Here is a 13628-nt window from a genome sequence, read left to right on the forward strand (position 1 = left end):
ATTCGCTGGACCGGGCCGCGCGGGCCGAACGTGAGGCACGCGCGCGTGCCGAGCAGCGCAGGGCGCGGCCCGGTCCAGCGAATCGGCCCGCCCGGCAAGCCCTTTGACCCGCTCCTCGTGTGTACGTGTCTGGAGCCGGGCCTCCATCTCGGTCTGCCGAGCGTTGGCCCCGTCGGCCGCGAGCCGGTCGCGTACGGAGGTGTCGGGCTCCTCCTCGAACGGCATCTCCTCGGCGACGGCGAGCCGTTCGGCCAGCTCCTCCGCCTCCTGGACGGCCCGTTCGAGGGCTTCCTGTGCACGTGCGGCCGCCGCGGTGCTCCGCTCGGCCTCTCCTGCGGCGCCCCGCGCCTGTCCCGCCAACCGCCCGACCTGCTGGGCGACCTGGGACTTCTCCCGCTCACCGGCCCGCCGACGCTCGCCCAACTCCTCGACGAGAGCGGTCCGTTCCCTACGCAACTCAGCGGCCCGGTGCTGCTCCTCGGTCAACTCCTCGCACAGCACGCCCAGTTCTTCCAGCTCGGCCGCCGCCTCGTCGACGGACGCCTGCACTTCGAGCAGACTCGGCGCCCCGGCGGAACCGCCCTGGGCGAAGTGCGCCCCGAGCAGGTCCCCCTCGGCGGTCACCGCGGTCAGCTCGGGCCGGGAGTAGACGAGATCCTCCGCGTCCTCCAGCGTCCCGACCACGACGATGCCCCGCAGCAGCCGCCGTACGGCAGGCATGAGATCGGAGGGCCCACGGACGAGATCGGCGGCGAACGTCGGACCACCACGCTCCGGATCTCCCCCGGAGGACGTCCCACCGACGCCCACGCCGGACTGCGCGGACTGCGCGCCGGGTACGTCGCCGGTGTTGCCGAACGCTCCCCCGGCAGGAGAAGCGTCCGGCGCCCCCGCCAGCAACAGTGCCGCCCGTCCCCCGTCCTGCTTGCGCAGCAGGCGGATGGCGTCCGCCGCCGCGGACGGGCTGGTCACCGCGATCGCGTCCGCCGCTACGCCGAAGGCGGCCGCGACGGGGACCTCGTGGCCGGGTGAGACGGACAGCAGTTCCGCCGCCGGACCCAGCAGACCCGTCAGCCGGTCCTTCGCCACGAGCAGCGCCCCCGTGCCGTCCTTCCGGCGCAGCCCCAGGGACAGGGCCTCGTGGCGGGCCTGCGTGGCGGCGCGCTTGCGTTCGGCCGCGGTGGCCGCCTCGCGGGCCTCGGTCAGGGCGGACTCGGCGTCGGCGAGTGCGCGCTTGGCCGTCTCGTGCTGCTCGGCGAGTTCCTCGTCGCCCGCGTCCAGGCCGTCGACCTCGGCCTTGAGCTGCTCGTACTCCTCCTGGGCGGTGACGGCCCGTTCCTGGGCCTCGTCGCGGGCGGAGGCGAGCCGGTCGATCTCCGCCTGGGCGGAGGCGGCGCGCGAACGGGCCGCGTTGACCTGCCCGTTCAGCCGGGCCAGACCTTCGCGGCGGTCCGCGATGGCGCGGGCCACGTCCTTCAGGCGCCGCTCCTCCACCGCCAGTTCGCGCTCCAGGTCGGCCCGGTGGGAGACGGTGTCCTCCAGGGCACGCTCGGCCGCCTCCAGGGCCGCTTCGAGCTCGGCCTCCTGCTCACGGATCCGGGCGGCCTCGCGCTCCATGTCCTCGGGGTCGCGCCCGCGCCGCTCCTCCGGCGGCTGGGCGGTTGCGCTCTTGACCCGCGCGTCCGCCAGGGAGACCGTGCCGCGCACCCGCTCGGCCAGCTGCGACAGCTCGTACCAGGTCTGCTGCGCTCTCTGGAGACGCGGGGTGAGCCGCCGGACCTCGTCCTCCAGCCTCGCCTCCCGCTGGAGCGCCTTCTTCAGCTCGGCCTCGGCCGACTCCTTGCGCTCCTTCAGCGCTGCCTCGTCGGCGACCTCGGCCTGGAGCGCGCCCCGGAGCCGTACGAGATCGTCGGCGAGCAGCCGGAGGCGGGCGTCGCGGAGGTCGGCCTGGATCACGGCGGCCCGGCGGGCGACGGCGGCCTGCCGGCCCAGCGGCTTCAACTGGCGCCGCAGTTCGTCGGTGAGGTCCTGCACGCGCGCGAGGTTGGCCTGCATCGCGTCCAGCTTCCGCAGCGCCTTCTCCTTGCGCTTGCGGTGCTTGAGGACGCCCGCGGCCTCCTCGATGAAGGCGCGGCGGCCCATGGGATCCGCGTGCAGGACGGAGTCGAGCTGGCCCTGTCCGACGATGACGTGCATCTCGCGGCCGATGCCGGAGTCGGAGAGGAGTTCCTGGATGTCGAGGAGGCGACACGTGTCGCCATTGATCTGGTACTCGCTGCCGCCGTTGCGGAACATGATCCGCGTGATGGTGACCTCGGCGTACTCGATGGGCAGCGCGCCGTCGGAGTTGTCGATGGTCAGGGACACCTCGGCGCGGCCGAGCGGGGGCCGCCCGGTGGTGCCGGCGAAGATGACGTCCTCCATCTTGCCGCCGCGCAGGGACTTCGCGCCCTGCTCGCCCATGACCCAGCTGAGGGCGTCCACGACATTGGACTTGCCCGAGCCGTTGGGGCCCACGACACAGGTGATGCCCGGCTCGAACCGCAGCGTGGTCGCCGAGGCGAACGATTTGAACCCGCGCAGGGTCAGGGCCTTGAGGTGCACGCAGCCGGACTCTACCTTCCGGGTGGGTCTCACTCCATGAACGCGCGGTTTCACCCTTGAACGTGCAGGGCACACCAAACGTTAAAGACAGTGAAAGAGTGCGCGGGGGCAAGAAAGAAGGGACGCCGAAGCGTCCCTTGCAACTCTGTCAGCGGCTGACACGGGCAGCCTGTTCACTGGTGGCGACGATGCGATTCAGTGATCAGGTGAGCGCAGGCTCCGCCTGGGGTACGTCGATGCTGTCGAAGTCGTGAGAAGCGGCAGCCGCGAGCGCGTCGTTCTCGGCCTGGATCCGTACGAGCTCGGATTCCAGGTCTTGGACGCGCTGCTGGAGCCGTCGCATCTCGGCAATGAGTCGCGGGTCGGAACCGCCGACGTAACCGAGAAGCGCCTTTGCCATGATGGATGGTCCTCCACACTGAGTGACCGACCGAAGCGGTGTGGGTCGTGAGGGAATCGCACCCGCGATGCTTGGCACTGACGAGTTTTACTGCCGCTCTTACATGCCAAACAGCTAAGGTGCGCGGGGACTTTCAGCGTCTCACCAAAAAGTTTGACGGTCAACACGATCACGCCCCGTATTGGGGGCCAACCCGGGGCGCGCGGCTTGAGAACGGGCGGCGCGGCCACTGTTTCGGGGCCCTGGGGGCGTGGAGATCATCCTTAATCGCGGAGCCTGCCACGACAAGCGATTCTTGGCAACCACCAGGCGCTTTCTGCCCGTGGCAGGTGCCCGGCGCACGCCCCGCGCCCGCTGCCAGGGGTCTTGCAACCGGTCGAGCGGAGTGGATCTCACCGGATGGCGAAGCCGTCGTAGCCGCCGCGGGGCGTGTCCCAAATCTCAGTGACTCCGTCGACGCGGCCCGGCGTGTCGTCCCCCTGGAGCCAGTCGAGGAGTCGCTGACAGTCGGCCCGAGGGCCTTCGGAGACCACCTGGACCCTTCCGTCCCCCAAATTGAGAGCAAAACCACTCAGGCCGCCGATCTCCAGCGCCTTAGCCCGTGTGTACCAGCGGAAACCCACACCTTGGACCCGTCCGCGTACCCACACGACCAGCCTTACATGCTCGCTCATGGCTGCACGCTAACCGGCCAAATGCTCTCGGAGCACTTCCTCCCCTTGCGCCATGGGGTACCGTCCCGACCCAATGAGCCTCACTCGTTCGGGTGAGGAACGTTGACCGCAAGGATGAGGAAGGCCAGGAGATGGGACGCCACCGACGCTCCGCCGCCGGCCGCGCCGCCACAGGCCGCGCCACCGGGGTCACACAAACGTACGATACATACGCGGGCGGTTACGCGGCGGCAGACTCGGGTGATTACGCGGGCGCCTGCGACTACGCGACCGCGGGTGACCACCTGACCGCCGGGGACTACCTGAACGGCAGCCCCTACGCGACCGCGGGGATGTACGACTCACCGGGCGGCATTCACGAGACCGGCGACCTCTACTCGAAGAGCGACACCTACCTCTTCGCCGCGGATCCCGCCGCCCACGCCACGACCGGCTACGCGCCGGACGGCGGCGGCGGTGGCCGCGGCCACCGCCGCCGCAAGAAGAACGTGACGCCCGTACGCACCGGTCTGCTCGGTGTCTCGGCCGCCGTCGCGATGGGTGCCGTCGCGGTCGCCTCCGGGCTGATCCCGGGCAGCGACAGCCTCTCGATAGGCGGCGGCAACGCGGACAAGGTCCGCGCCCAGGACTCGCCGAGCGACGTGCAGACCCAGGGCGGCACGGACGGCACCACGGACGACCGCGAGGGCTCGGGCACGAGCCGTGACCTGGAGCGCTCCGCGTCTCCGACGGTCTCGCCGACGAAGGCCCCGGAGAAGACCGAGAAGAAGACTCCCTCCGCGAAGCCGTCGACCAAGGCTCCGGTCAAGGAGAAGCCGAAGACCGAGCCGACCACGAAGGCACCGGAGAAGAAGGCACCCGAGACGGCTCCGTCGAAGGCGGTGTCCACCGCGTCCAAGGCCGAGGCCGAGGTGTTTTCGCTGGTCAACGAGGAGCGGGCCAAGGCCGGCTGCAGCCCGGTGACCGCGTCCAGCACGCTGGCGGCGCTGGCCGGAGCCTTCACCGAGAACATGGCGGCGCGGGGCTTCTTCGATCACACGGACCCGAGTGGGGACACCCCCTGGGACCGCGCGGAGAAGCTCGGCATCGCGAACCTCGGCGGGGAGAACATCGCCCGCGGCCAGGCCGACGCCGCCGCGGTGATGGAGGCCTGGATGAACAGCCCCGGCCACCGCGCGAACATCCTGAACTGCGACTTCAAGACCCTGGGCGTCGGCGCGAACTTCGCTTCGGGCGGCCCCTGGTGGACGCAGGACTTCGGCTACTGAGCGCTCCGCGGGGAGTGCCGTTCCATGCCTGCGGGCCGACTGTGGCTGATCGCGCAGTTCCCCGCGCCCCTACGGGGCACGAGTAACCACAGAGGGGCGCTTGCTAAAAGTTAGCGCCCCCTCTTCGGTTTGCGCTGTGCCGAGTATTCTGGGCGCATGGACCTGACAGAGCGACCGGACTTCGAGTTCGACGTGTTCTCCAAGGCGTGCCCGTCCCGGGGCACGCTGGAGCACGTCACGGGGCGCTGGGGCGCGCTCACGCTGGGGGCGCTGTACGAGGGTTCGTTCCGTTTCAACGAACTGCGCCGGCGCGTGGACGGCGTCAGCGAGAAGATGCTGTCCCAGACCCTGCACGCGCTGGAGCGCGACGGCCTGGTGCACCGCGAGGCCCAGCCGACGAATCCGCCGCGGGTGGACTACGAGCTGACGCCGCTGGGCCGCGAGGTCGCCGAGCGGCTGCTGTCCCTCATCCACTTCGTGGAGGGGCGCATGGACGACGTACTGGGAGCGCGCGAGCGTTACGACACGGCGCGCGGGGGCCGCTGACAGCGCGGGCAGAAGTAGCTGGACCGGTTCATCCAGGGCCTGCGCCGCATCAGGGTGCCGCAGCGCCGGCACGGCTCGCCCTCCCTGCCGTACGCGTCGAGCGAGCGGTCGAAGTAGCCCGACTCCCCGTTCACGTTGACGTAGAGGCTGTCGAAGCTGGTGCCGCCGACGGCGAGGGCGGCGTTCATCACATCCCGTACGTGGCCCAGGAGTTCGGCCGTGCGCGGGCGCGTGAACCCGGTGGTGGGACGCTCGTAGTGCAACCGCGCACGCCAAAGCGCCTCGTCCGCATAGATGTTGCCGACACCGCTGATCAACGACTGGTCCAGCAGGGCGCGTTTGACGGTCGTACGCCGACGCCGCAGCGCCTCGTGGAACGCGTCGTCGTCGAACAGCGGGTCCAGCGGGTCGCGCGCGATGTGCGCGATGACGTCGGGCAGCCCGTCGGGGGACGTCTCGTGCAACGACAGCCCGCCGAAGGTCCGTTGGTCGACGAAGCGGAGTTCGGTGTGGAGGGCGTCCTCGAACCGGACGCGGATGCGCAGATGCTTCTCGTCGGCGGCGTCCTGCGGCTGGACGAGGAGCTGCCCGCTCATCCCGAGGTGCGCGAGAACGGCGCTCGGGGAGTCCGCGAGCGGCAGCCAGAGGTACTTGCCGCGACGCTGGGGCAGCCCGATCCGGTGCCCCTTGAGCCGGGCCCCGAAGTCCTCACCGCCCGCGATGTGCCGGCGCACGGCACGCGGGTGCAGTACTTCGACGTCGGCGACGATCCGTCCGCTGACCCAGCGCTCGAGGCCCCGTCGTACGACCTCGACCTCGGGCAGTTCGGGCACGGCTTCTCCTCCGGATGCGTGGGCCGATGACTCGGGCGCCCCGATTCGGGCCGCGCGCCCGCAGCGTACCGCCGGCGCCGCCGAACACGATCGCCCGCCCCCTCGAACAGGGGACGGGCGATCGGTCACAGCGATGCAGTGCGGATCGGTCAGGCGGAAGCGGCGTCGGATGCCGCCGTCGAGGGGGCCTCGACGGCCTCCTCGGCTGCCACGACTTCCTCGGCTGCCACGACTTCCTCGGCTGCTGCGGACGCTTCGGCTGCCGCGGATGCCTCAGCTGCTGCGGATGCCTCAGCTGCCGCGGTTGCCTCGGCCTCCACGGAGGCTTTGGCTGCTGCGGACGCCTCGGCTTCCTTCGCGGCCTTCGCCACCTTCGCGCGTTCGTCCGCGGCGGAGCGGATCGCACGCCACGCGGACTCCGCGGCCTGCTGCTCCGCCTCCTTCTTGCTGCGGCCGGTGCCGGTGCCGTACGAGACGCCTCCGACGCGGGCAGCAGCAGTGAAGGTCTTCTCGTGGTCCGGGCCGGTCTCGGTGACCAGGTACTCGGGCACGCCGAGCCCCTCGGTCGCCGTGAGCTCCTGGAGACTGGTCTTCCAGTCCAGGCCCGCTCCCAGATTCGAGGATTTCTCGATCAGCGGGTCGAAGAGGCGGTGGACGAGTTCGCCCGCCGCGTCGAGACCCTGGTCGAGATAGACAGCGCCGATCACCGCTTCAAGGGTGTCGGCGAGGATGGACGCCTTGTCCCGGCCGCCCGTGCCCTCTTCGCCCCGGCCGAGCCGGATGAAGGAGCCGAGTTCGAGCCCGCGGCCCACCTCCGCAAGCGCACGCGAGTTGACCACCGCGGCCCGCAGCTTGGCCAGTTGGCCTTCAGGCAGGTCGGGGTGGGTTCGGTACAGCGTGTCCGTGACCACGAGGCCGAGCACGGAGTCCCCGAGGAACTCCAGGCGCTCGTTCGTGGGCAGACCGCCGTTCTCGTACGCGTACGAACGGTGGGTCAGTGCACGCACCAGAAGGGCGGACTCGAGCTTGTACCCGAGCCGCCCTTCCAGAAGCGTGTGGGACGAGGCTGTGTTGTCCGCCTTTTTCTTGGCGTTTACGTCCGCCTTGGCGTCAGACATGAAGCCTCTCACCAGCCGCTCAGACCTCGAGGACCTGGCGCTTGTTGTAGGTGCCGCAAGCAGGGCAGGCGATGTGCTGCTGCTTGGGCTCGTGGCAGCGCTCGCACGCAACCAGGGTGGGGACCGCAGCCTTCCACTGCGACCGGCGGTGGCGCGTGTTGCTGCGCGACATCTTCCGCTTCGGAACAGCCACGGCTACTTCTCCTGCTTCTCGTTGGCGCGCGCCGGTCGAGGCGCTTCGCCACTGATCTCGTCCTTCTCGCCATCTTCGAGTGAACCGGCGAGTCCCTGCAGTGCCGCCCAACGGATGTCGACGGCGTCGTGGTGGTGGTCCGGGTCGTCCGCGAGCCGGGCTCCGCACTGGGAGCACAGGCCGGGGCAGTCGTCCTGGCACACCGGCTGCATCGGCAGTGCGAGCACCACCGCATCACGCAGCACGGGTTCGAGGTCGAACAGGCCGTCCTCGATGAAGAGCGTGTCCTCGTCGTCCTCGGCGTCGTCGGCCGGCTCCGCTTTCACACGGCCCCGGTCGTCGGCGTCAGGGTACGAGAACATCTCCTGGAAATCCGCTTCGAGCTGCTGCTCGATCGGCTCCAGACACCTTACGCACTCCCCCTTGGCCTGTGCACGGGCGGTGCCTGTGACAAGCACACCTTCCATGACCGACTCCAGGCGGAGTTCGAGCTTCACCGGGGCGCCTTCCGGCACTCCGATGACTCCCTGGATACCGAAGTCCTTGGGAGCGTCGATCTCACGGGTCAGGCGCTGCAGCGCGCCAGGACGCCGCCCCAGCTCGTGTGTGTCGAACACGAGAGGGTTGCGGTGGTCGAGGCGGGCGTTCAGGGCCATTCCTGCTTTCGATCTTGAAACTCTGTGGGGCACCGCCCTTCGGTGCTTCCCGGGCAGCGTTGATCGCGGACGTACACGCGACCGAAGAACCAGGGTACTGGACCTTTCGCTCTCGGCCCAATCCGGTGTCAGCGCCCCTGTTCGTAGGCCCTCAGCTGTTCCGCGCTGATCATGGTGGTGTCGAAGAGACTGGTCTCGTCGAGGGCGTTGGGCTGCGCCTGCTGCGGCTGGGGAGCCTGCGGGGACTGGCCGTACGCCTGCTGCTGGTTCGGGTCGTACGCGGCCTGCTGGTCGTAGCCCTGCTGCTGCGGATAGGCCGCGTACGGATCGGCGGTCTGCTGCTGGTAGCCGTACCCGTCCTGCTGCGCGTACTGCTGCTGGTACCCGTACGGATCGGCGGTCTGCTGCTGATAGGCGTACGCGTCCTGCTGGGCGTACTGCTGCTGGGCCGGGTCCGCCGGACCCTGGGGCGGGGCGGCCGGCTGGGCGGGCCGCTCGGAGAGGTCCGAGAGGCCGTCCAGGTACTCGGCGTCGGTGGTGTGCTGCGCGTTGCCGTCCTCGGCGAAGCCGCCCAGGTCGCCGAGGTCGTCGCTGGCGATCCGGCCGTGCAGCTTCTGGCGGCCGCGGCCTACGGCGTCCAGGGTCTTGGCGAGCACGGCCTCGAAGGCGCCGAGCTTGACGTCGACGTACTCGTCGGCGTTGCGGCGCAGGGTCTCCGGGTCGTGGCTGCGCTCGGGAGCGTCCTCGTCCTCGTAGCCCTGCTCGTCGGTGCCGGGGCCCGTGCCGAGGAGCTTCTCGCGGCCGCGGCCGACGGAGCCGAGGGTCTTGGTGAGGACGACCTCGAAGTTGGCGAGCTTGGAGTCGACGTACTCGTCGGCCTCGGCGCGGACACCCTCGGCCTCCTTGCGGGCCTCGGAGAGGATGCGGTCCGCCTCGTTCTGCGAGCGGCGGGCGACCTCGGTGTCGGAGATCAGGCTGCCGCGCTCGGCGTGCGCGGACTCGATGATCCGCTCGGCCTCCAGGCGGGCCTGCTCGACCATCTGCTCGCGGCCGCCGATCAGCTCCTGGGCCTGGGCGAGGGAGCCGGGCAGCGCCTGGCGCACCTCTTCGAGCAGGGAGAGGAGCTCGGCGCGGTTGACCACGCACGAGGCCGACATGGGCATGGAACGGGCGCTGCCGACCGCCGAGACGATCTCATCGAGCTTCTTCTGCACGTCCACCGTGTGCTCGCCACTCTCTACAGCCGTGATGGAGACGGACGCATCGACTGTACGACCACTCCCGCCCCTCCCGACACCGGGTGACACACTGTCAGGCTTCCGGGGCTCCGTCAGTCCTTCTTCAGACGCTCCCTGAGTGCTTCCAGGACCACGGGTGGCACCAGGTGGGCGACGTCGCCGCCCCAGGTCGCGACCTCCTTGACCAGCGAGGAGGACAGGAAGCTGTAGGTGGGGTTGGTCGGGACGAAGAGGGTCTCGACACCGGAGAGGCCGTTGTTCATCTGGGCCATCTGCAGCTCGTAGTCGAAGTCGCTGACCGCGCGCAGGCCCTTGACGATGGCCGGGATGTCGCGCTCCTTGCAGAAGTCGACGAGGAGACCGTGGAAGGACTCCACCTCGACGTTGCCGAACTCCGCGGTGACCTGGCGGATCAGGTCGATCCGCTCCTCGATCTCGAACAGGCCCCTCTTGGACTGGTTGATCATCACCGCCACGTGCACCACGTCGTACAGTTTGGAAGCTCGGGCGATGATGTCGAGATGTCCGTTGGTAATCGGGTCGAACGACCCGGGACAGACGGCGCGGCGCACTTGAGATCCCTCGCTCTCCGGTCCGGTCATCGTGCGTCTTCGCACGTAGAGGCGGCGCGACCGTACCAAAACGTTCCCTCGCCGTAGCGACGGGACCTCAATGCCTCGAAGCCGTCGGGCCACCGGAATTCGCCGCCTCTAGTACTGCGTTCAACGGTGACGAGCGCTTCGCCCGCGAGCCAGCCCCCGGAGCGGAGTGTGAGCAGGATCTCGCGAAGATCGTCGTCCGTGACGGCGTACGGCGGATCGAGGAAGACGAGGTCGTACGGTGCTGCCGGCGCCGTCGTGCGGATGATCTGTTCCGCTTTGCCGGGCCTGACCTCGGCGCCGGGGAGGCCCAGCGCCTTCACGTTCTCCCGGATCGTGCGGGCCGCGCGGGCGTCGGCCTCCACGAGGAGGGTGTGGCCGGCGCCGCGGCTCAGCGCCTCCAGGCCGACGGCGCCGGAGCCGGCGTACAGGTCGAGGACGCGGTCACCTTCCAGGGGGCCGCCGAGCAGGGACTGCCAAGTGGAGAAGAGTCCCTCGCGGGCCCGGTCGGACGTGGGCCTTGTGCCGGTGCCCGGGGGGACTGCCAGGCGGCGGCCGCCTGCGGTGCCGGCGATCACGCGGGTCATCTCGGGTCCTTGCGGGAGGGGACGGTCACGGGGCCCAGTCTGGCAGGCGGGGGTGGCCGGTGCGTTTCCTGGGCTGCGGGGTGGGGGCTCCGCCTTGGGGGGTGACTGCAGGTGAGTGGGGGGCTGGTCGCGCAGTTCCCCGCGCCCCTTCGGGGCGCCTCTGTCCTCAGCCCTTCTCCAGGTACTGCTCCCTCTCCTCGTCCAGCAGGGCCTGGAGTGCTGTGCGCAGGCCGGGGAGGTGTTCCAGGTCCGGGTCGGACGCGACCACCGCGGACGCCTCCTCGCGGGCCTCGGCGATGATCTCCTCGTCGTCGATGACGGCGAGCATCCGCAGTGAGGTGCGGGCGCCGGACTGGGCCTGGCCGAGGACATCGCCCTCGCGGCGCTGTTCGAGGTCGATGCGGGAGAGCTCGAAGCCGTCGAGGGTGGAGGCCACCGCGGTCAGCCGCTGGCGGGCCGGGCTGGCCTCGGCCATCTCGGTGACCAGGAGACACAGGCCCGCGGCGGAGCCACGGCCGACGCGGCCGCGCAGTTGGTGGAGCTGGGAGACACCGAACCGGTCGGCGTCCATGATCACCATCGCGGTGGCGTTCGGGACGTTCACCCCGACCTCGATGACCGTCGTGGCGACCAGCACGTCCGTCTCCCCCGCGGCGAAGCGGCGCATCACGGCGTCCTTGTCGTCCGGGGGCATACGGCCGTGCAGGACCTCGACCTTGAGGCCCTGGAGCGGGCCCTTGGCCAGCTGGTCGGCGACGTCGAGGACCGCGAGGGGCGGGCGCTTCTCGGCCTCGTCCTCCGGGGACGGCTTCTTCTTGGACTTCTTCGGGTCGTCGTCCTCGTCGCCGATGCGCGGGCAGACCACATACGCCTGATGGCCGTTGGACACTTCCTCTCGCACGCGCTCCCACGCGCGCGAGAGGAAGTGGGGTTTGTCGGCGGCCGGGACGACATGGCTGGCGATGGGCGAGCGGCCGGCGGGGAGCTGATCCAGGACGGACGTCTCCAGGTCGCCGAAGACGGTCATGGCGACCGTGCGCGGGATCGGGGTGGCGGTCATCACGAGGAGGTGCGGGGGCTGTTTGCCCTTGCCGCGCAGGGCGTCCCGCTGCTCGACGCCGAACCGGTGCTGCTCGTCCACCACGACCAGGCCCAGGTCGTGGAACTGCACCTTGTCCTCGATCAGCGCATGCGTCCCGATGACGATCCCCGCCTCGGCGGTGACCAGGTCGAGCAGTGCCTGTCGCCGCCCGGCCGCCCCCATGGACCCCGTGAGCAGCACCACCTTGGTGGAGTGCTCGGAGCCACCGAGCATGCCGCCCTCGGCCAGCTCCCCCATCATCTCGGTGATCGACCGGTGGTGCTGCTGGGCGAGCACCTCGGTGGGCGCGAGCATCGCCGCCTGACCGCCCGCGTCGACGACGGTGAGCATGGCGCGCAGCGCGACCATCGTCTTTCCGGAACCGACCTCTCCCTGCAGCAGCCGGTGCATCGGATGCTCCGTGGCCAGGTCGTCGAAGATCTCCTTGGTGACCTTCTGCTGGCCCTCGGTGAGGGTGAAGGGCAGTTTGGCGTCGAAGGCGGAGAGCAGGCCGTCCTTCTTGGGTCTGCGGGCCACGGCGGGCAGTTGGGCGTCCGCGTGACGGCGGCGGGCCAGGGCCACCTGGAGGACGAAGGCCTCGTCCCACTTCAGGCGGGAGCGGGCGTCCTCGATGTCCGCCTTGGTGTGCGGGCGGTGGATCTTCAGCAGGGCCTCGGGGAGCGGGACCAGACCGCGGCCGGCCCGCAGGGACTCCGGCAGCGGATCGGTGGCCTCCTGGGCGCTCGGCAGCACCGTCTGGACCGACTTGGCGATCTTCCAGGACTCCAGCTTGGCGGTGGCGGGATAGAGCGGGATGAGGGCGCCCGCCCAGGTGTCCACCGTCTCGGACACGTCGTCGCCGCGCAGCAGCTCGTATGCCGGGTGGGCCAGCTGGAGGCGGCGGTTGAAGACGGAGACCTTGCCCGCGAACAGCGCGCGGGTGCCTGGCAGGAGCTCCTTGTGGGGCTTGTGCACGCCGTTGCCGAAGAAGACCAGCTTGAGCTGCCCGCTGCCGTCCGTGATGGTCACTTCGAGGCGCTGGCCCTTGCCCCGGGGGGCCTTGGGCGAGGAGAAGGTGAGCAGGCGGGCGTCGGCGACCTGGGCGACCACCGTGACGTGCTCGTCCATGGGCAGGTCGGCGAGGTGGGTGAGCTGGCCGCGCTCCTCGTACCTGCGGGGATAGTGGTGCAGCAGGTCGCCGACGGTGTGCAGGCCGAGGTGCTCGGCCATCACCTTCGCGGTGGCGGGTCCGAGCACCTTCTTCAGTGGTTCTTCGAGCACGGGCACGAGATCCATTGCACACCACCGCACTGACAATGCCGTATACGTCCCAGAAATCCGCTGGTCAGACGGCTGGTTCCGGGCCTAGGATGTCCGGCTCCGGCCCTGTTCGCGGTCACCTCCTCTTGGGACCGCCCGACCCCGCGCCGTCGCACGTCCCCCCACCGGCGCAGCGACGATGGACTCCCAGATCTCACAGTCAGCTCAGGCATCCCAGTCACCCCATACGTTCCAGGTCGACCTGCGCGGCCTCGTGGACCTTCTCTCCCACCATCTCTACTCCAGCCCCAAGGTCTATCTGCGCGAGCTGCTGCAGAACGCCGTGGACGCGATCACGGCCCGGCGTGCCGAGCAGCCCGACGCGCCTGCCCTGGTACGGCTGTTCGTCGAGGGCGACGCGGGCGGTGCCCTTCGTGTGGAGGACTCCGGGATCGGGCTCACCGAGACGGACGTGCACAGCCTCCTGGCGACCATCGGCCGCAGCTCCAAGCGGGCGGAGGGCCTGGAGTCGGCGCGCTCCGACTTCCTCGGGCAGTTCGGCATCGGCCTG

14 protein-coding genes are annotated in these 13628 nt (G+C 70.1%); 3 read left to right on the top strand and 11 right to left on the bottom strand.

Translation table 11 applies throughout. The features are described 5' to 3' along the window. The 3 genes from O3Q52_RS34480 to O3Q52_RS34490 form a co-directional block, all read right to left on the bottom strand. Window positions 1-2604, bottom strand: a 2604-nt coding sequence (locus tag O3Q52_RS34480) for a chromosome segregation SMC family protein (RefSeq protein WP_269652577.1), incomplete at its 3' end; no start/stop codon positions are given. A gap of 202 nt (window positions 2605-2806) precedes the next feature. After that, complete coding sequence (locus O3Q52_RS34485; RefSeq protein ID WP_189843578.1) at window positions 2807-3004, bottom strand: hypothetical protein; 198 nt, start codon at window positions 3002-3004, stop codon at window positions 2807-2809. Between the two features lie 392 nt (window positions 3005-3396). Further along, window positions 3397-3678 carry an acylphosphatase gene (locus tag O3Q52_RS34490; RefSeq protein ID WP_269652578.1) on the bottom strand — a complete coding sequence of 94 codons (282 nt, stop codon included), beginning with the start codon at window positions 3676-3678 and terminating at the stop codon, window positions 3397-3399. A 131-nt stretch (window positions 3679-3809) separates the two neighbouring features. On the opposite strand from O3Q52_RS34490, the gene O3Q52_RS34495 reads away from it, so the two are divergent. Together O3Q52_RS34495 and O3Q52_RS34500 are read left to right on the top strand one after the other, a co-directional pair. Beyond that, entirely contained in the window at window positions 3810-4946 is a 1137-nt protein-coding gene (locus O3Q52_RS34495; protein WP_269652579.1) for a CAP domain-containing protein, read from the top strand. A gap of 156 nt (window positions 4947-5102) precedes the next feature. Continuing rightward, the gene (locus O3Q52_RS34500; RefSeq protein ID WP_269652580.1) at window positions 5103-5492 is read left to right on the top strand and encodes a helix-turn-helix domain-containing protein; all 390 of its coding nucleotides are present in this window, start codon (window positions 5103-5105) and stop codon (window positions 5490-5492) included. Here the strand turns inward: O3Q52_RS34500 and mutM are convergent. The 8 genes from mutM to recG form a co-directional block, all read right to left on the bottom strand. Further along, entirely contained in the window at window positions 5465-6325 is an 861-nt protein-coding gene (gene mutM, locus O3Q52_RS34505; protein ID WP_269652581.1) for a bifunctional DNA-formamidopyrimidine glycosylase/DNA-(apurinic or apyrimidinic site) lyase, read from the bottom strand. The genes O3Q52_RS34500 and mutM overlap by 28 nt on opposite strands. A gap of 149 nt (window positions 6326-6474) precedes the next feature. Continuing rightward, on the bottom strand, window positions 6475-7443 hold the full coding sequence (rnc, locus tag O3Q52_RS34510) for a ribonuclease III (RefSeq protein ID WP_269652582.1): 969 nt from the start codon (window positions 7441-7443) through the stop codon (window positions 6475-6477). Window positions 7444-7462: 19 nt separating this feature from the next. Beyond that, the gene (gene rpmF, locus O3Q52_RS34515; protein WP_028802425.1) at window positions 7463-7636 is read right to left on the bottom strand and encodes a 50S ribosomal protein L32; all 174 of its coding nucleotides are present in this window, start codon (window positions 7634-7636) and stop codon (window positions 7463-7465) included. 2 nt (window positions 7637-7638) lie between these two features. Beyond that, the gene (locus tag O3Q52_RS34520) at window positions 7639-8292 is read right to left on the bottom strand and encodes a DUF177 domain-containing protein (protein ID WP_269652583.1); all 654 of its coding nucleotides are present in this window, start codon (window positions 8290-8292) and stop codon (window positions 7639-7641) included. Window positions 8293-8420: 128 nt separating this feature from the next. Further along, window positions 8421-9512 carry a cell division initiation protein gene (locus O3Q52_RS34525; protein ID WP_269652584.1) on the bottom strand — a complete coding sequence of 364 codons (1092 nt, stop codon included), beginning with the start codon at window positions 9510-9512 and terminating at the stop codon, window positions 8421-8423. A 110-nt stretch (window positions 9513-9622) separates the two neighbouring features. After that, window positions 9623-10102 carry a pantetheine-phosphate adenylyltransferase gene (gene coaD / locus O3Q52_RS34530; protein ID WP_055616180.1) on the bottom strand — a complete coding sequence of 160 codons (480 nt, stop codon included), beginning with the start codon at window positions 10100-10102 and terminating at the stop codon, window positions 9623-9625. Window positions 10103-10128: 26 nt separating this feature from the next. After that, entirely contained in the window at window positions 10129-10851 is a 723-nt protein-coding gene (rsmD, locus tag O3Q52_RS34535; protein ID WP_269652587.1) for a 16S rRNA (guanine(966)-N(2))-methyltransferase RsmD, read from the bottom strand. 31 nt (window positions 10852-10882) lie between these two features. Then, on the bottom strand, window positions 10883-13093 hold the full coding sequence (gene recG / locus O3Q52_RS34540) for an ATP-dependent DNA helicase RecG (protein WP_269652585.1): 2211 nt from the start codon (window positions 13091-13093) through the stop codon (window positions 10883-10885). A 163-nt stretch (window positions 13094-13256) separates the two neighbouring features. On the opposite strand from recG, the gene O3Q52_RS34545 reads away from it, so the two are divergent. Then, the coding region (locus O3Q52_RS34545) for an ATP-binding protein (protein WP_269652586.1) at window positions 13257-13628 on the top strand (372 nt) is incomplete at its 3' end.

This window comes from Streptomyces sp. ActVer, from assembly GCF_027270795.1.
In the GTDB taxonomy this organism is placed as follows: domain Bacteria; phylum Actinomycetota; class Actinomycetes; order Streptomycetales; family Streptomycetaceae; genus Streptomyces; species Streptomyces umbrinus_A.

What these genes read in the sequence shown, in the direction of transcription:
- O3Q52_RS34490 (WP_269652578.1), bottom strand. Translation starts at nt 3,678, where the DNA reads ATGAGCGAGCATGTAAGGCTGGTCGTGTGGGTACGCGGACGGGTCCAA.
- O3Q52_RS34485 (WP_189843578.1), bottom strand. Translation starts at nt 3,004, where the DNA reads ATGGCAAAGGCGCTTCTCGGTTACGTCGGCGGTTCCGACCCGCGACTC.
- O3Q52_RS34520 (WP_269652583.1), bottom strand. Translation starts at nt 8,292, where the DNA reads ATGGCCCTGAACGCCCGCCTCGACCACCGCAACCCTCTCGTGTTCGAC.
- recG (WP_269652585.1), bottom strand. Translation starts at nt 13,093, where the DNA reads ATGGATCTCGTGCCCGTGCTCGAAGAACCACTGAAGAAGGTGCTCGGA.
- O3Q52_RS34495 (WP_269652579.1), top strand. Translation starts at nt 3,810, where the DNA reads ATGGGACGCCACCGACGCTCCGCCGCCGGCCGCGCCGCCACAGGCCGC.
- O3Q52_RS34500 (WP_269652580.1), top strand. Translation starts at nt 5,103, where the DNA reads ATGGACCTGACAGAGCGACCGGACTTCGAGTTCGACGTGTTCTCCAAG.
- rnc (WP_269652582.1), bottom strand. Translation starts at nt 7,443, where the DNA reads ATGTCTGACGCCAAGGCGGACGTAAACGCCAAGAAAAAGGCGGACAAC.